Annotated in this window: 13 protein-coding genes; 1 reads left to right on the top strand and 12 read right to left on the bottom strand. The window is 63.3% G+C overall.

All coding sequences use genetic code 11. From position 1 onward, the window contains the following. Positions 1-31: 31 nt before the first annotated feature. From CNQ84_RS04360 to smc, 4 genes are all read right to left on the bottom strand, one after another. Entirely contained in the window at positions 32-1,024 is a 993-nt protein-coding gene (locus CNQ84_RS04360; RefSeq protein WP_096003678.1) for a tRNA dihydrouridine synthase, read from the bottom strand. Next, positions 1,021-3,396 (bottom strand): NAD-dependent DNA ligase LigA, encoded by a 2,376-nt coding sequence (ligA, locus tag CNQ84_RS04355; protein ID WP_096003677.1) that lies wholly within the window; start codon positions 3,394-3,396, stop codon positions 1,021-1,023. Before ligA ends, CNQ84_RS04360 begins: the two co-directional genes overlap by 4 nt. Positions 3,397-3,570: 174 nt before the next feature. Then, positions 3,571-4,407, bottom strand: a complete 837-nt coding sequence (zipA, locus tag CNQ84_RS04350) for a cell division protein ZipA (protein WP_096003676.1) — start codon at positions 4,405-4,407, stop codon at positions 3,571-3,573. Positions 4,408-4,496: 89 nt separating this feature from the next. Continuing rightward, positions 4,497-7,991 (bottom strand): chromosome segregation protein SMC, encoded by a 3,495-nt coding sequence (smc, locus tag CNQ84_RS04345; protein WP_096003675.1) that lies wholly within the window; start codon positions 7,989-7,991, stop codon positions 4,497-4,499. A gap of 162 nt (positions 7,992-8,153) precedes the next feature. Here smc and CNQ84_RS04340 point away from each other — a divergent pair, with 162 nt between their 5' ends. Beyond that, positions 8,154-9,470 (top strand): MFS transporter, encoded by a 1,317-nt coding sequence (locus tag CNQ84_RS04340; protein ID WP_096003674.1) that lies wholly within the window; start codon positions 8,154-8,156, stop codon positions 9,468-9,470. Positions 9,471-9,480: 10 nt separating this feature from the next. Here the strand turns inward: CNQ84_RS04340 and CNQ84_RS04335 are convergent, their stop codons facing one another. From CNQ84_RS04335 to CNQ84_RS04300, 8 genes are all read right to left on the bottom strand, one after another. Next, the gene (locus tag CNQ84_RS04335; RefSeq protein WP_096003673.1) at positions 9,481-9,846 is read right to left on the bottom strand and encodes a SpoIIAA family protein; all 366 of its coding nucleotides are present in this window, start codon (positions 9,844-9,846) and stop codon (positions 9,481-9,483) included. Between the two features lie 458 nt (positions 9,847-10,304). Then, positions 10,305-11,516, bottom strand: coding sequence for a c-type cytochrome biogenesis protein CcmI (gene ccmI / locus CNQ84_RS04330; RefSeq protein WP_096003672.1), 1,212 nt, complete (start codon positions 11,514-11,516; stop codon positions 10,305-10,307). Then, the gene (locus CNQ84_RS04325; protein WP_096003671.1) at positions 11,509-11,991 is read right to left on the bottom strand and encodes a cytochrome c-type biogenesis protein; all 483 of its coding nucleotides are present in this window, start codon (positions 11,989-11,991) and stop codon (positions 11,509-11,511) included. Before CNQ84_RS04325 ends, ccmI begins: the two co-directional genes overlap by 8 nt. Further along, the gene (locus CNQ84_RS04320; RefSeq protein WP_096003670.1) at positions 11,988-12,536 is read right to left on the bottom strand and encodes a DsbE family thiol:disulfide interchange protein; all 549 of its coding nucleotides are present in this window, start codon (positions 12,534-12,536) and stop codon (positions 11,988-11,990) included. The genes CNQ84_RS04325 and CNQ84_RS04320 overlap by 4 nt, the downstream gene beginning before the upstream one ends. Then, entirely contained in the window at positions 12,536-14,509 is a 1,974-nt protein-coding gene (locus tag CNQ84_RS04315; RefSeq protein WP_096003669.1) for a heme lyase CcmF/NrfE family subunit, read from the bottom strand. Before CNQ84_RS04315 ends, CNQ84_RS04320 begins: the two co-directional genes overlap by 1 nt. A 10-nt stretch (positions 14,510-14,519) precedes the next feature. After that, positions 14,520-14,978 (bottom strand): cytochrome c maturation protein CcmE, encoded by a 459-nt coding sequence (gene ccmE, locus CNQ84_RS04310; RefSeq protein ID WP_096003668.1) that lies wholly within the window; start codon positions 14,976-14,978, stop codon positions 14,520-14,522. After that, positions 14,978-15,145, bottom strand: coding sequence for a heme exporter protein CcmD (gene ccmD, locus CNQ84_RS04305; RefSeq protein WP_096003667.1), 168 nt, complete (start codon positions 15,143-15,145; stop codon positions 14,978-14,980). The genes ccmE and ccmD overlap by 1 nt, the downstream gene beginning before the upstream one ends. Continuing rightward, complete coding sequence (locus tag CNQ84_RS04300; protein WP_096003666.1) at positions 15,142-15,885, bottom strand: heme ABC transporter permease; 744 nt, start codon at positions 15,883-15,885, stop codon at positions 15,142-15,144. The genes ccmD and CNQ84_RS04300 overlap by 4 nt, the downstream gene beginning before the upstream one ends. Positions 15,886-15,897: the final 12 nt, after the last annotated feature.

The following is a 15,897-nucleotide window of genomic DNA, read 5'->3' as shown; positions in this document are numbered from 1 at the left end:
AGCGTTAAGCCAGAACACCGAAACACCAAAATCAGGCAGCCGACTCAAACGGCCCTTCCAACCGACGGGTCACAGCGTCCGCACTGGTTTCCCGGCGCAGGTTGTCAAACAGCTCCCGCGCCTGCGGGTAATGCTGACCGAGCATGGCCAACCACTGCTTTAACCGCCCCGGCGAGTGACGATCTACCACCCGCAACCGGGTCTGACGGAAGAAGTCACCGAGCCAGGGCCACAGCTCATCCCAGCCAAGCACGGCCTCATCGCTATCCTGCAGAATGCGCAGCCCCAGATCCGGGCAGCGCACCAGGCCGCGACCGATCATCACCGCATCACAGCCACTGACCTCACGAATACGACGATAATCCTCTGTGGTCCACACCTCGCCGTTGGCGATCACCGGCACCGCTACCGCCTCGCGAATACGCGCCAGCCACTCCCAATGGGCCGGCGGCTTGTAGCCTTCGACCTTGGTGCGGGCATGCACGGTAATCTCGCAGGCGCCGCCGTCGGCCAGCGCCTGCGCGCATTCCAGCGTCTGGCTGGTATCGGTCAGCCCCAAGCGCATCTTGGCGGTCACCGGAATCTGTAAAGGCGTCGCCGCACGGACGCTGGCGACAATCTCGCGCAACAGCTCCGGTTCGGTCAGCAGCGCCGCGCCGCCGCGATGACGGTTGACCGTCTTGGCCGGGCAGCCGAAGTTGATATCAATTGCCGGCGCATCCATCGACGCCAGCAGCGCCGCGTTCTCGCCCATCCAGCGCACGTCGGAGCCGAGCAGCTGCGGGCGCACCGGCACACCGGCGCGGGTCCGCCAGCTATGTTCACTTTCCGGCACGCTGCGGCGAATGGTGGCGACGTTGAGCAGGCCCTCGGTCACGCGGATAAACTCGCTGACACACCAGTCGATACCGCCGATGCGGGTCAGCACGTCGCGCATGGGCGCGTCGGCCAGCCCCTCCATGGGGGCCAGCACGACCGGGCCGCTGATGCGCTCAGGGCTGCTCACACGCTCAGGGCTGCTCATGCACTGATGCCCTGCTCCGCCAGCATGTCGAGCAGCTGCTGCTCGGTCCAGACGGTTACGCCCAGTTGCTCGGCCTTGGCCAGCTTGCTGCCCGCACCCGGGCCTGCCACCACGCAGTGAGTTTTGGCCGACACACTACCTGCCACCTTGGCACCCAGGCTTTCCAGATACCCTTTTGCAACATCACGGGACATGGCTTCCAGGGTGCCGGTCAGTACCCAGGTCTGCCCGGCCAGTGACAGGCCACCAGCGGCTTCTGCACGGGGGCTGTCCCAGTGCATGCCGAAATCCCGCAACTGCTGCTCAACCGCCTCGGCGTGGGCGCGCTGCCCTGGATTCTCGGCGAACTCGCGCAGCGCCTTGATCGCCTTGTCATTCAGACGCTCAACCTGCTTCAGGTCCAGCCAGTCGGCGCTGAGGATTTTATCCAGACTGCCAAACGTGCTGGCCAGGCGCTCGGCGCCGGTGCTGGCAATGCCGGTAATATTCAAGCGCGCCAAAAAATCGGCCAGCGAGACACAGGCGGCAAATTCAGCCGCCAGCTCGCCCGGCTCCTCGGGGGTGACACCGCGCTCCAGCAACTGGTCGATGACCTGTCGGTTGTGCGCGTCGGCGAAGAAGGAATGAATCTCGTGGGCGACTTCCAGCCCCACATCCGGCAGATACACCAGCACCTCGGGCAAGGCACGCTCGATGCGCTCCAGCGTGCCCAGCGCGCGCGCCAGCAGCTTGGCGGTTTCCTCTCCCACATCGGGAATGCCCAAGGCGTAGATGAAACGCGCCAAGGTCGGCGACCTACTGGCCTGAATGGCCGTCAGCAGATTCTTGGTCGACAGCTCGGCAAAGCCGTCCAGCGCCAGCACCTGCTCATAGGTCAGGCGATACAGGTCCGCCGGGGAGGCCACCAGGCCGGTATCAACCAGTTGCTCGACGCTCTTTTCGCCCAGGCCATCAATATCCATGGCCCGACGCGAGACGAAGTGAATGATCGACTGTTTAAGCTGCGCCTGACAGGTCAGACGGCCGACACAGCGGTAGACCGAGCCTTCGCTGGTGGTCGAGCCCGACTTGCCGCGCTTGACCAGTTGCGTGCGCTCCACCGCCGAGCCGCATACCGGGCAATTGCTCGGCACCTCCACCGGCCGCGCATCCGCCGGGCGGCGTTCGGTAACCACCTGCATCACCTGCGGGATCACATCCCCGGCGCGGCGGATAATCACGGTATCGCCGATCATCACGCCCAGCCGCGCGACTTCGTCCATGTTGTGCAAGGTGGCATTGGATACCGTCACGCCTGCGACCTGGACCGGCTTGAGCCGTGCCACTGGCGTCACCGCACCGGTGCGACCCACCTGAAACTCGACGTCCAGCAGCTCGGTCAGCTCCTCCATGGCCGGAAACTTGTGGGCAATCGCCCAGCGCGGCTCGCGAGCACGGAAACCCAGCTCACGCTGGTAGCTCAGCTGGTTGACCTTGAACACTACGCCGTCGATCTCGTATTCCAGCGCGGCGCGGCGCTCGCCGATATCGCGGTAGTAGGCCAGCGTGCCGTCGACGCCTTTCATCAGTTTCAATTCACGGCTGATCGGCATACCCCAGCCCTTGAATGCCTGCAGAATGGCGTACTGATTATCAGGCAGCTCGCCGTCGACACGGCCGAAGCCATAGCAGCAGAATTCCAGCGGACGGCTGGCAGTAATGGTCGGATCAAGCTGGCGCAGGCTACCGGCGGCGGCGTTGCGGGGATTGGCGAAGGTCTTGCTACCGGCTTCACGTGCGCGTTCGTTCAGCGCCTCAAAGCCGGCCTTACTCATGAACACTTCACCACGCACTTCCAGCACTGCCGGCCAGCCTTCACCACGAAGCTTCAGCGGAATATTGCGAATGGTGCGTACATTGGTGGAGATATCTTCACCGGTGGCGCCGTCCCCCCGGGTGGCACCGCGCACCAGCACGCCATTTTCGTACAGCAGACTGACCGCCAAGCCATCCAGCTTGGGCTCACAGCAATATTCCACCTCAGCGCCGCCGCCAAACAGGTCGCCAACTGGCAGGTCCAATCCCTCGCGCACACGCCGATCAAAGTCGAGCATGTCCTGCTCAGCGAAGGCATTGCCGAGACTCAGCATCGGCACTTCGTGCTTTACCTCGCCAAACCCGGACGCCGGCGCGCCGCCCACACGCTGGGTCGGTGAATCCGGGGTAATCAGGTCAGGGTGCTCCGCCTCAATGGCCTTGAGTTCATTGAACAGCCGATCGTACTCGGCATCCGGCACCGCCGGCTCATCGAGCACGTAATAACGGTAATTGTGCTGCGCAATTTCTTCACGCAGGGCAAGGGCGCGCTCGGCAGGGGTGACGTGCTGGGGCATGGGGAACCGCGGGGTCAGGGAAGTCAGAGGGCTATTCTAACCGATGCGCCCGCAGAAGCTTCAAGCTGCAAGCCTCAAGCGGCAAGCAAACTCAGGCACGGGCCGCTTTTGGTCTTAGCTTGCAGCTTGAGGCTTGTAGCGTGCAGCTAGCGAAGCGCCCTACGGGCGCCGCGCTTAGCGCCGCTGGCTGTAGTTCAGCCGCTCGTACTCGGCAATACGCTGACGGTAGTGCTCGATGGTCTGGGCGGTGAGGACGCTGCGTTGTTCGTCTTTCAGGTCACCACCCAACTCGTGGGAGAGTTTGCGGGCGGCGGCAATCATCAGGTCCAGCGCCTGCTTGGGGTGACGCGGGCCAGGCAGGCCCATGAAGAAACTGACGGCACGCACGTGGCTTTGATCCAGCTCGTCCAGATCAAAGACCCCCGGCTTGAGGGCGTTGGCCATGGAGAACAGCACGTCACCGTTGCCACTCATGCTCTCATGGCGGTGGAAGATGTTCATGTCGCCAAAGCGCAGGCCGCTTTCCAGAATACTTTGGTGCAGGGCCGAGCCGGAGAAACCCTGCTCGTCACGCGAAACCACGTTGATTACCAGCACCAGCTCCACTGGCAGCGACTGCTGTTCGGGCTTGGGCTCGACGTCGGCTTTGCGCGCGGGCTTGTCGGCAGCGGACTTTTTGCTGCGCGGCTCGGCGGCGACAGGGTCTACCAGCACTGGCGGCTCGTCCAGATCCAGACCTACCTGCTCCGGCTCATGCCACTGATCGTCACCCGCCAGAGTGTCTGCCGCGTCGCCACCAAAGGACGGCTCGGCGCGCTCGTTGCGGTTGACCACACGCGGCGGGCCAAGCAGTTCGTCGCTACCGCCCTCCTCGGGCAGATCGGAGAGATTGCGTTCGAGTTTGAAGCGGATTTTTGACCGCCCGCCCATGCGCCGCCAGCCATCAAACAAGATGCCTGCGATGACCAGCAGGCCGAAGATGAAAAGCCACTCACGCAAACCGAAATCCATGAATACCCGTTCCTGTTTTCACTATGCTGTTCGGGCGGCTGGCAACCCGCCTCTCGTCTGGCCGGATGCTAGCATGCCCGCCATCAAAACTACACTGCCGCCAACGCAGCCGCCTCTTCTACGTCTACTGTGACCAGCCTCGAACAGCCAGGTTCATGCATGGTCACACCCAGCAACTGATCGGCCATTTCCATGGCGATCTTGTTGTGGGTGATATAAATGAACTGCACCCGCGCCGACATCTCTTTCACCATGCGGGCATAACGGCCCACGTTGGCGTCATCCAGCGGCGCATCCACCTCATCCAGCATGCAGAACGGCGCGGGGTTGAGCTGGAAGATCGAGAACACCAGGGCAATCGCCGTCAGCGCCTTTTCACCACCGGACAGCAGGTGAATGGTGCTGTTCTTCTTGCCCGGCGGACGCGCCATGATGGCCACGCCGGTATCCAGCAGGTCATCGCCGGTCAGCTCCAGGTAGGCGTGACCGCCACCAAAGACCTTGGGGAACAGCGACTGCAGGCCGTGGTTAACCTTGTCGAAGGTTTCCTTGAAGCGCGCACGTGTTTCCCGGTCGATCTTGCGAATCACCTGTTCCAGGGTGCTCAGGGCTTCTTCCAGATCACTGTTCTGCGCATCCAGATAGCGCTTGCGCTCCGACTGCTGCTCGTATTCTTCAATCGCCGCGAGGTTAATCGCGCCCAGGCGCTGAATCCGCGCATCCAGCTGCGCCAGCTGCTGCTCCCAATCGCTCTCGTTGGCGTCCTGCGGCAAGGTGGCCAGCACACCATGCAGATCGTAACCGGCCTCGGTCAGCTGTTCCTGCAAGCCCTGACGGCGGGTCTGCAGGTCGCGGGCGTCAAGCCGCTGCTCGTCGAGCTGGGTGCGCAGTACCTGAGCCTGCTGCTCGGCCTGCACCCGACGGGTCTCCTGCGCACGCATTTGCTGGTCGACGCCTTCGAGTGCCTGGCGGGCGGCACTGAGCGACTGCTCCACCTCAACCCGCTGTTCGAGCAGGCTTTCCAGCTCGATACGTTGGTCGTCTTCCGGCGCCTGGCTTTCTTCCAGGGTCATGCGCAGCTGTTCACGCCGCTCGGACAGCCGTTCGGCCTGGCTCTGCTGACGTTCCAGCCCCTGGCGCGTGCTTTTCAGCTGCGCATTCAGCGACTGGACGCGCAATGCCAGCTGGTGGGCGCGATCCTTGTGCTGGCGCGCCTGCTGGCGGGCCAGATCCAGGGTTTCGCGCGCCAGATCGCGCTGGCGCAGCAGCTCTTCGCGCTGGCCGGTGTCGGCCGCCATGCTGTCCAATGCGTCCTGCAGGATCAGACGTGCCTCGCCAATCTGCTCAAGTTCCTCACCGCGCTGACGCTTGAGTTCTTCCAGATCTTCGCCAATGCGCTGACGGCGCGCGTTAACTTGCTCAAGCCGTACCTGCCGCGCGGACCACTGGGCCTTGATTTCGCCCTGCTGACGGCCGCTGGCAGCCAGCGTCTGCTGCAGGCCATCGCGCTGCAGCTCCAGCGCGCGGATACCTTCACGCAGTTGATCAATACGTTCCTGGCCACGGTCCAGCGCGGACTGCTGCTCGTCCAGGCTGGCCTGCAGTTGCTCCATTTCCTGCTGTCTGGCGAGCACCCCGCCTTCGCTGGCCTCGCCACGGCGAAAGCGCAGCCAGTTGGGGCCAACCCAGTGACCTTCGCGGGTGATCAGCGATTCGTGGGGGGCCAGGCTGTCGCGCGACGCCAGCGCCTCGGCAACCGAGTCGACCGGGCGAATAGCCGCCAGCCAGGGGCGCAGGTCGAGCGGGCTATCGACTTTATCCAGCAAGCTGCCGGGACTGCCCTGCCCGGGCGCGCCGCGCTGCAGCAATCGCAGACTGCCCTGCTCGAACTGGGCCAGGGTGGCCTCCAGCGCGCCAAGGTCATCCAGCGCAATGGCCTGCAGGTCATCAGCCAGCACCGCCTCAACAGCCGCTTCCCAGCCGGCTTCGACCTGCAGTTGCTCGGCCAGCAGGCCACGGCCTTGCAAGCCCTGGCCACTGAGCCAGTCGCCGACATCGCTGCCTTGCGCCAGAGCCGCCTGTTGCAGCGCCTCCAGCGACGCCAGTCGACCGTTACCGCGTTGCAACTCGCCGCGAAGAATGTCCTGTTCCTGCTGTAGCGCAGACAACGTGTCACGATCTTGCTGCAGACACTCTCCCACCTCGGCCAGCTGCAGCTGCTCGCTCTCGCTGCGCAGTTCAAGCTCGGCCAGTTGTTCGGACAGCTCCGCCAGTTCCTCGTCCAGGCTGCCGGCGCTGAGCCCGGCGCGCTCGTCTTCCAAGCGCTGAATGCGCTCGCCCAGACGCTCGACCGATTGCTCCATATGACGGATGCGCGACTGCTCTACCTCGGCCTGCTGGCGTGGCTCGGCGGCGCGCTGGTTGAACTGGTCCCAGGCGCCCTGCCAGGTCTGCATGGCGTCTTCAGCGCTCTGCAGCGCCATGGCAGTGTCTTCCTCGGCGGCGCCGGCCATCTCCAGTTCGGGCTCGATACCGTCCAGCTCGGTCTGCAAATCGGCCAGCAGCGCCTCGTCCTGGGTCAGATGGCTCTGCGCCTCCTGCCAGGCCAGCTCGGTCTCTTCAATGTCGCTATGCAGCTGCCGCTGGCGGTCACGGTTGAACTGCAGAATCTGCTCGATGCGGCTGATGTCCGCGCCCAGGCTGTAGTACTGCGCCTGCACCCGGTTAAAGGACTCGTTAAGGTCGCTGTGCTGGTCGCGCTGCTTTTCAATCTCGCTGTCGGCGTTGCGCTGCTCGGCAATCAAGGCCTCCAGCGCGACCTCAAGGTCGCGCACGCGGTGTTCACGCTGGCCGGCCTGCTCATTCAGGGTCTGCCAGCGCAGCGCCTGCAACTGAGCCCTGAGCTGACGTTCCTCAGCCTTGAACTCCTTGTACTTCTCCGCCGCCTGGGCCTGGCGATGCAGGTGCGCCAGCTGACGCTCCAGTTCCTCGCGCAGATCGGTCAGGCGAGAGAGGTTTTCCTGGGTGCGACGAATACGGTTTTCGGTTTCGCGGCGGCGGTCCTTGTAACGGGAAATACCGGCGGCTTCTTCAATGAACAGGCGCAGTTCTTCGGGCTTGGCTTCGATCAGGCGCGAAATCATGCCCTGCTCGATGATGGAATAGCTGCGCGGCCCAAGACCCGTGCCCATGAAAATGTCGGTAATGTCACGACGACGGCACTTGGTGCCGTTAAGGAAGTACTGATTCTGCGCTTCGCGGGTCACCTTACGGCGAATGGATATCTCGTTGTAGCCGGCGTATTCGCCCTGCAGGGTGCCATCGCTGTTGTCGAATACCAGCTCGATGGACGCCTGGCCCACGGGCTTGCGCGAGTTGGAGCCGTTGAAAATGACATCGGTCATCGACTCGCCGCGCAGGTTCTTGGCCGAACTTTCGCCCATGACCCAACGCACCGCATCGATGATATTGGACTTGCCACAGCCGTTCGGCCCCACCACCGCTCCCATGTTGGTCGGGAAGTAGACGGTAGTCGGGTCCACGAAGGATTTGAAGCCGGCCAGCTTGATGCATTTGAGTCGCATGAAAGGGGCGTTGTCCTTGCTGCCTGAGGCCAAACCCGCATTGTTACCCGGACGGTGCCTGTATGAGAAGGGTTGCCGGCAAATACCTGTGAGACTGGTCTGAAACCCTGGCTTGCGGCACACTTGCCAGCGCCGCAGCACAGGTTCAGCAGGAAACCGACCATGCCCCAGACACCACGCCTACACGACCTTTACAGCAAGCTGATGAACGAAGAGGACGCGCGCGTCTGCAAAGACATTCCCGACGCCGCGTGCTCGGATGTACCGCAGAACTTCTTCCGTCAGGTGCTGGCCAATACGCTGACCAGCCTCGGCGATACCCTGACCAACCCGAAAACCACCCTGGCCTGGCTGATGGGCGTGGTCGGCGCGCCGGTGGCGCTGATTGCCTGGCTGGTGCCGATTCGCGAATCCGGCTCCATGCTCCCGCAGCTGCTGATCGCCGCCTGGATTCGTCGCATGCCCTACCGGCGCGGCGTGTGGATGGTCGGCAGCCTGTTGCAGGCCGCCGCGCTGCTGGCCATGGGCGCGGTGGCCTGGTGCTTTGAGGGCACGCTGGCCGGCGCGTTGATCATTGCCTGTTTGATTGTCTTCAGTCTGGCGCGCGGCCTGTGCTCGGTGGCCAGCAAGGATGTGATCGGCAAGACCGTGCCCAAGACCCGGCGCGGGCGGCTGAACGGGGTGGCGACCAGCCTCTCGGGCTGGCTGGCACTGGCCTTCGGGGTGTATTGCCTGATTTACCCGCCCAGCGATGACGACATGCTGTTCTACGCTGCCCTGCTGATTGGCGCAGCGATGCTATGGGTGGCGGCAGCACTGGTGTATCGCGGCATCGACGAGGCGCCCGGCGCCACCGAGGGCGGCGGCAACGCTTTGACCCACGCTCTTGGCCGCATCAGCCTGCTCCGCGACGACGCGCCGTTTCGTCGTTTTGTGGTGACCCGCGCACTGCTGCTGTGCTCAGCCCTGTCGGCGCCCTACTACGTGGTCATGGCCCAAGAAGTGGAAACCAGCTTCGGCATGCTCGGCGCCTTTCTGGTCGCCAACGGGCTGGCCAGCAGCCTGAGTGCGGGCGTTTGGGGCCGCATGTCGGATGCATCGAGCCGTCAGGTGCTGATCCGCGCTGCGCTTTTGGCCAGCCTGCTGGGGCCGGTGGTCATCGCCATTGACCGCTGGGCGCCACTGCCCGACAACCTGCATGCATGGCTGTTCCCGGTGGCCTTCTTTGTATTGGGGATTGCCCACGCCGGCGTGCGCGTGGGCCGCAAGACCTATGTACTGGACATGGCCGGCGGCAACAAGCGCACCGACTATGTTGCGGTCAGCAACAGCGCTATCGGCCTGATTCTGCTGGCGACCGGCCTGTTCGGCCTGCTCAGCTCGCTGATTGGCGCCGCCGGCATGCTGCTGTTGCTGTCCGGCGTGGGGCTGGCCGGCGCACTGCTGGCGGTCAGCCTGCCCGAGGTACAGCAGGACTGAGCCGCCCGCCTCACTCCAGCGCCTGAATCCAATCCCGCGCGGCGTCTTTCTCGGCGGCAGGGAAGACACGCGCTTCGACACCCGGTACCAGGCGGTCGGCCAGCCCGACCAGCTTCTCCAGCCAGCCCTGATCAGTCACCACCGCCTCACGCTCAAAGCGGTTCCAGTGACTGATACCGTACTTCAAATCCTTGTACAGCGCCTCGGCAGCCATGCCGCCAAAGGCCGGCATCTCCACATACAGCCGCACCTTGGCGTGCTCGCGTAGTTTGGCCTCGATCAGCTCAAGCATCTCATCGAGCATCTCGGCGCTGATCTTGCCCTCAATACGAAAGCCCAGCACCTTGCTGTTACCAAAAGGAATATGGGTCAACATAGCGCACGCCTCCCGCCTGCCCCGCAGGCGCTGTAAAGGTCCTGTTACAGAATGGACTCTACATCCGTGCTTCTGGTTCAGCCCGGGCAGACAATTACCGGTCACCAGGCAAAAGGTTACGAATCAAAAAACAATGTTGAAGTGGGCACAGCTCCGAGTCCCGTTTACGCGGGCGAGTAGCGCAGATTTATCGGGAAAAAGAGCCACAGGATGTCTGAGGGGGCGGGCAGAGCCCCCGAGTTTTGTGGCTCACCTCGCCGGCCACCCCGATAAATCGAGCAACGCAGCGAACCCGAAGGGCCGCGTAGTCGGGTGCCCCGGGGGATCGCTAAGGGGGGCTGGGCAAGCAGCCGCCCCTTAGCTCGCCGTGAAGGCGAAAAGCTGGCCAGAAGATAGCGAGGCGCTGATACAGAGCGGCCATTTTATGCGCGGCTAACAAACATAAACGACCAAATACCTCAGTTAATCGCGCGATCGATCACCAGCTCCAGCGTCCCATCCTGCCCAGCATGCACCTCATCCAGCTGTCCCAGATGCGTCCCTTCGCGTGCATCGCCCGTGGGCGATACGCGGGCGACCAGTTGCAGCGCGGTCGCGGAATCCAGGGTGACACCCGGCAACATTGCGTCATCAGCGCTGAGGGTAATCTCCAGCGGCAGCTGCGAGAGGCTCAGGCGCTTGGCGATCAACGGCATCGGCGGGCCATTGGGGTCGCGGGCAAAGACAAACACACTGGCATCGGCCGGCAACTCGGCCAGCAACTCAGGCGCTACGCTGACGCGCAGGTTAATCGTCGGGCCCGTGGCGGGCTCGGCTGCCGGCGGCGGCGTCTGACCCGCATCGACCATACGCTGACGCGCGCGCTCGATACCGCTTTGAATGGCCTGGGCACCGGGGCTTTCCGGGTCCATGCCCTGCATCAACGTCTGCCAGTAGCGGATGGAGCCGGCAAAGTCACCGGTCTCAAAGGCGGCAATCCCTAGCAGGCCCAGAGCGGTGGGCTGTTGCGGGTCCAGCTCGATGGCTTTATCCAGTGCGCGGGCCGTTTCGGCATCCAGCTGGTTACCGTTGGCGAAGTAACGCGCCTGGGCCAGCTGCGCCAGTACCTCAGGCTGCTCGCCAAGACGCACCAGCGCATTGCCGAAGGCGTCTGCCGCCTTCTCCGGATTTTGCGCGCTCATGTAGGCCCGGCCCAGCATGTACCAGGCTTCACCGTTTTCCGGCTGCACCTCGACCACGCGCTGGGTCCGGTCGATCAGCGCCTCCAGGGTCTCCACCTGCGGTGTCGCCTGCATCTCGCGATACAGCGCCAGCCCGTCGGCAGCGCCCCATTGGCGATAGAGCCCCAGCACGGCCAATGGCAATGCAACGGCGCCAATGATCAGCACCCAGGTCAGCTGGCGGGTCAGCGGCGCCTGGCGGGCGTCAGCTGCGGCGGTGTCTTCGAGCAGCAGTCGGCTGGCCTCGCCCTTGGCGGCGGCCAGTTGGGCCTCGCTCAGATCACCCGCACGCTGCTGGGCTTCCAGTTCAGCAACCCGTTCTTCATACAGCGCCACGTTGAGCGCAGTACGATCGACTCGCTCGCTTTGACGACGGCGCCAAAGGGGCCACAGCACCATCACGATGGCCACCAGCACCAGGCCGGCGGCAGCAAACCACAAATCAGTCATCTTGGCTCTTCTTGTTCAACAGGTCGTCCAGGCGCTGCTGCTCCTGCGGTGACAGCTCGGCAGCCGGCGCAGAGGCGGCGACTTTCTGACGGCGACGCACCATCAGCACAATGGCCAGCACGCCGGCAAGCAGGAAAAACAACGGACCAAACCAGAGCACCAGCGTTTCGCGGTTCAGTGCCGGCTTGTAACGCACAAACTCGCCATAGCGAGCGACCATGTAATCCACGATTTCCTCATCGCTCCGCCCTTCGTCCAGCAGTCGATAGACCTCCTTGCGCAGGTCAGAGGCGATAGGGGCGTCAGAATCAGCGATGTTCTGGTTTTGGCACTTGGGGCAACGCAGCTCCGCGCCAATAGCGTAGAAGCGGTCCCGCTCCTGCTCGGAGCTGAACTCGAAGGTATCTACCGCCGCGCTGACGCTGCCCACCATCAGCAGCAGGCCCAGGGCCAGCCAACTCAGTCGCAGGATCATTGGGCCTCCTCGGCCAGCGCCTGATAACGCGCGGCCAGGTTGGTATCCCAGACGCGGTCATCGATTACGCCGATAAACTTGTAGCGGATATTGCCCTGAGCATCGATCAGGTAGGTTTCCGGCGCGCCATAGACGCCCAGATCCAGGCCCAGGCGGCCGTCAGCATCGCTGATATTCAACTGGTACGGATTGTGAAAATCCTTGAGCCATTTGATCGCATCAGCGCTGTTGTCCTTGTAGTTGACCCCGTAGATCACCACGCCTTCAGCCGCCAGACGGTTGAGCACCGGATGCTCGACACGACAGGCCACACACCATGTGGCCCAGATGTTGACCAGCGCCGGGCCTTGGAAGTCGGCCTGGGTAATGCGCGTTTGCTCATCCAGCACAGACGGCAGGTCAAAGCTCGGGAAGGGCTTGTCCAGCAGCGGCGACGGCAGCTCCAGCTCGGTCACCCCGGCCTCTTTGCTCATCAGGCTGGAGAGAAAGAAACCGGCCAGCACCAGAAAGATCAGCAGCGGCAGAATCAGCAGTGCACGACGCATCAGGCAGTCTCCCCGGTCAACGGTTGGGCCGTCTTGTCGGCGCGCTGGCGCACCTTCAGACGGTAGCGCTTGTCACTGGCCGCCAGCAGACCGCCGGCCATCATCATCAGGCCGCCCAGCCAGATCCAGCGCACGAAGGGCTTGATGTGCACGCGCATTGCCCAGGCATCCCCTTCCAGCGGCTCGCCCATGGCGACAAAGAGGTCACGGGTAAAGCCGGCATCAATACCTGCCTCGGTCATGACTTGATTCTTCACGCGATACAAGCGCTTCTCGGGGTGCAGAGTGGTGATCTGACGATCACCGGCGTAGACGCTGACCACGCCTTGATCGGAGATCCAGTTGGGCCCTTCACGGTGGCGCACGCCATCAAAGATGAAGGTGTAGCCGCCCAGCTCCAGCGCATCACCGGGCGCCATGCGCAGGTCACGCTGATTATCGAACAGGCTGGCGCCGACAACACCGACAGCGCAGACGGCAATGCCGATGTGCGCCAAGGTCATGCCCCAGTAGCTGCGCGGCAGCGCACGCACACCGGACGCCAGGCCCTTGTTGCGGGTCTTGTGCAGCACGTCGCGCAGCGAGGCGCCGCAAACCCAGAACACCAGCAACAGCAGACTGCCGATGGCCAGCTGGTGCGCGCCCAGCCAGAGTGCGATAGCCACGGCGCCGATCGCCGACAGCAGCAGCACCCATTTCAGCTGGCCCACCAGCCAGTCGACCGGCGTTTGCTTCCAGCGGCTGAGAATACCCACCCCCAGCGCCGCCATCAGAATCGCCATCAACGGCAGGAACATGCCGTTGAAATACGGCGGCCCCACCGACACCAGGGTATCGAAGGCAGACATGATCAACGGATACAGAGTACCCAGCAGCACCATCAGCGCGGCCACCACGAGTACCACGTTGTTGACCAGCAGCAGCGCTTCACGCGAGCTCCAGGCAAAGCCGATCTGGCTTTTCACTACCGGGGCACGCAGGGCGTAGAGCAGCAGCGAACCGCCGACCACCACCAGCAAGAAGCCGAGGATAAACACGCCGCGATCAGGGTCACTGGCAAAGGCGTGTACCGAGGTGAGCACGCCAGAACGCACCAGGAAAGTCCCCAGCAGGCTGAGCGAGAAGGCTGCGATGGCCAGCAGTACGGTCCAGCTCTTGAACACGCCGCGCTTTTCGGTCACCGCCAGCGAATGAATCAGCGCAGTGCCGACCAGCCAGGGCATGAAGGAGGCATTCTCAACCGGGTCCCAGAACCACCAGCCGCCCCAGCCCAACTCGTAGTAGGCCCACCAGGAACCGAGCACGATACCGATGGTCAGGAAGGCCCAGGCGACGATGGTCCAGGGTCGCGACCAGCGCGCCCAGGCCGCATCCAGACGCCCGCCCAGCAGCGCAGCAATGGCAAAGGCAAACGCGACGGAGAAGCCGACATAGCCCATGTAGAGCATCGGCGGGTGAACAATCAGGCCAAAGTCCTGCAGCAGCGGGTTCAGGTCGTTGCCATCCACCGGGTGGAACGGCAGTTGACGGTCGAACGGGTTGGAGGTCATCAGCATGAAGCACAAGAAGCCGACACTGATCATCCCCATCACCGACAGCACGCGAGCCAGCATTTCCTCCGGCAGATCGCGCGAGAAGATCGCCACCGCGAAGGTCCAGCCGGCCAGGATCAGCGCCCACAGCAGCAGTGACCCTTCGTGACCGCCCCACACCGCGCTGACCTTGTAGTACCAGGGCATGGCCGAATTGGAGTTGAGTGCGACGTAGGTCACGCTGAAGTCATCGACCACAAAGGCCTGCACCAGACAGGCAAAGGCAAAGGCGACAAACAGGCACTGCGCGGCGGCTGCCGGCTGCGCCACGTTCATCGCCAGCGCGTCACCACGCCAGGCGCCGTACAGCGGCACACTGGCCTGCAGCACCGCCAGGCACAGTGCAATGATCAGGGCAATTTGCCCAAGCTCGGGAATCATCAGTTACCCCTTATTCCGCTGTTGCCGATTGCGCTGCCTTGTTCTGCATGGCATCGCTCATGGCCTTGGCCACTTCGGGCGGCATGTATTCCTCATCGTGCTTGGCCAGCACTTCATCGGCTACCAGCACGCCCTCGGCATTCACCCGGCCCAAGGCGACAATGCCCTGCCCCTCACGGAACAGGTCCGGCAGAATGCCGCTGTAGGCGATGGTTACGGCCTTGGCGCCATCGGAGACGTCAAAGCGCACATCCAGGCTATCGCTGGAGCGCTTGACGCTGCCATCGACCACCATGCCGCCGGCACGGATACGCGCCCCTTCGGGTACCTCGCCATTGGCGATCTGGGTGGGGGTGTAGAACAGATTGATGTTTTCGCGCAGCGCGCTCAGGGCCAGCGCCACGGCAGCGCCGACGCCCAGCAACACCAAGAGAATCAGGATCAGGCGTTTCTTTCGTGCGGGATGCATCAGGTTTCCTCTCGCCGACGACGGCGTGCTTCAGCCTGCACCAGCCGACGACGTCCAAGTATCGGGGTGAGGAACAACAGAATCAGAACCGCGCCCGTCAATCCGTAAGCGGTCCAGACATAGGGGCCATGGCCACCCATGGCAAAAAACTCGGCCAGGTTGCTCATGTATTGCTCTCCAGAGCGGCCCGCGCCCAGCGGGTCTTGTGTTCGCGGCGCAACACTTCAAGACGCATGCGCATCAACAGATTCAGGGTAAACAGACCATAGAAGGCCAGCACCATCACCAGCAGCGGCAGCCACATCTCCGGCGGCATGGCCGGCTTCTCGGTGATGGTAAAGGTGGCAGGCTGGTGCAGGGTATTCCACCAGTCCACCGAGTACTTGATGATCGGGATGTTGATCACCCCGACAATCGCCATCACCGCAGTGGCCTTGGCGGCGGTATCACGATTGCTGATCGCCATGCGCAGGGCAATGATGCCAAAGTACAGAAACAGCAGGATCAGCATCGACGTCAGACGGGCATCCCACTCCCAGTAGGTGCCCCAGGTCGGCTTACCCCAGATGGAGCCGGTGAATAGCGCCACCAGGGTCATCCAGGCGCCAATTGGCGCCGCGCACTGCAGCGCCACATCCGCCAGTTTCATGCGCCAGACCAGCCCGACCACGCCCGCCACCGCCAGCATCATGTAGCAGGACTGGGCCAGAATGGCCGCCGGCACGTGAATATAGATAATGCGAAAGCTGTTGCCCTGCTGGTAGTCCTCGGGCGCAAACACCAGCCCCCAGACGATACCAATCACCAGCGCCAGCAGACTGAAGGCGGTAACCCACGGCAACAGCTTGCCGCTGATCTCGTAAAACCATTTGGGCGAACCCAGCTTGTGGAAAAAAGTCCAGCTCATTGGCCGTTCAAC

The organism is Pseudomonas abyssi (assembly GCF_002307495.1).
Lineage (GTDB): Bacteria > Pseudomonadota > Gammaproteobacteria > Pseudomonadales > Pseudomonadaceae > Halopseudomonas > Halopseudomonas abyssi.
The sequence above is the reverse complement of the archived record's forward strand: the minus strand, read 5'-3'. Positions and strand labels throughout refer to the sequence as shown.

Bases quoted from the DNA above. Each gene is read 5' to 3' on its own strand.
- ccmI (WP_096003672.1), bottom strand. From the start codon at position 11,516: ATGACTGATTTGTGGTTTGCTGCCGCCGGCCTGGTGCTGGTGGCCATC.
- CNQ84_RS04360 (WP_096003678.1), bottom strand. From the start codon at position 1,024: ATGAGCAGCCCTGAGCGTGTGAGCAGCCCTGAGCGCATCAGCGGCCCG.
- CNQ84_RS04300 (WP_096003666.1), bottom strand. From the start codon at position 15,885: ATGAGCTGGACTTTTTTCCACAAGCTGGGTTCGCCCAAATGGTTTTAC.
- CNQ84_RS04315 (WP_096003669.1), bottom strand. From the start codon at position 14,509: ATGATTCCCGAGCTTGGGCAAATTGCCCTGATCATTGCACTGTGCCTG.
- CNQ84_RS04335 (WP_096003673.1), bottom strand. From the start codon at position 9,846: ATGTTGACCCATATTCCTTTTGGTAACAGCAAGGTGCTGGGCTTTCGT.
- zipA (WP_096003676.1), bottom strand. From the start codon at position 4,407: ATGGATTTCGGTTTGCGTGAGTGGCTTTTCATCTTCGGCCTGCTGGTC.
- CNQ84_RS04340 (WP_096003674.1), top strand. From the start codon at position 8,154: ATGCCCCAGACACCACGCCTACACGACCTTTACAGCAAGCTGATGAAC.
- ligA (WP_096003677.1), bottom strand. From the start codon at position 3,396: ATGCCCCAGCACGTCACCCCTGCCGAGCGCGCCCTTGCCCTGCGTGAA.
- CNQ84_RS04320 (WP_096003670.1), bottom strand. From the start codon at position 12,536: ATGCGTCGTGCACTGCTGATTCTGCCGCTGCTGATCTTTCTGGTGCTG.
- ccmE (WP_096003668.1), bottom strand. From the start codon at position 14,978: ATGCATCCCGCACGAAAGAAACGCCTGATCCTGATTCTCTTGGTGTTG.
- CNQ84_RS04325 (WP_096003671.1), bottom strand. From the start codon at position 11,991: ATGATCCTGCGACTGAGTTGGCTGGCCCTGGGCCTGCTGCTGATGGTG.
- ccmD (WP_096003667.1), bottom strand. From the start codon at position 15,145: ATGAGCAACCTGGCCGAGTTTTTTGCCATGGGTGGCCATGGCCCCTAT.
- smc (WP_096003675.1), bottom strand. From the start codon at position 7,991: ATGCGACTCAAATGCATCAAGCTGGCCGGCTTCAAATCCTTCGTGGAC.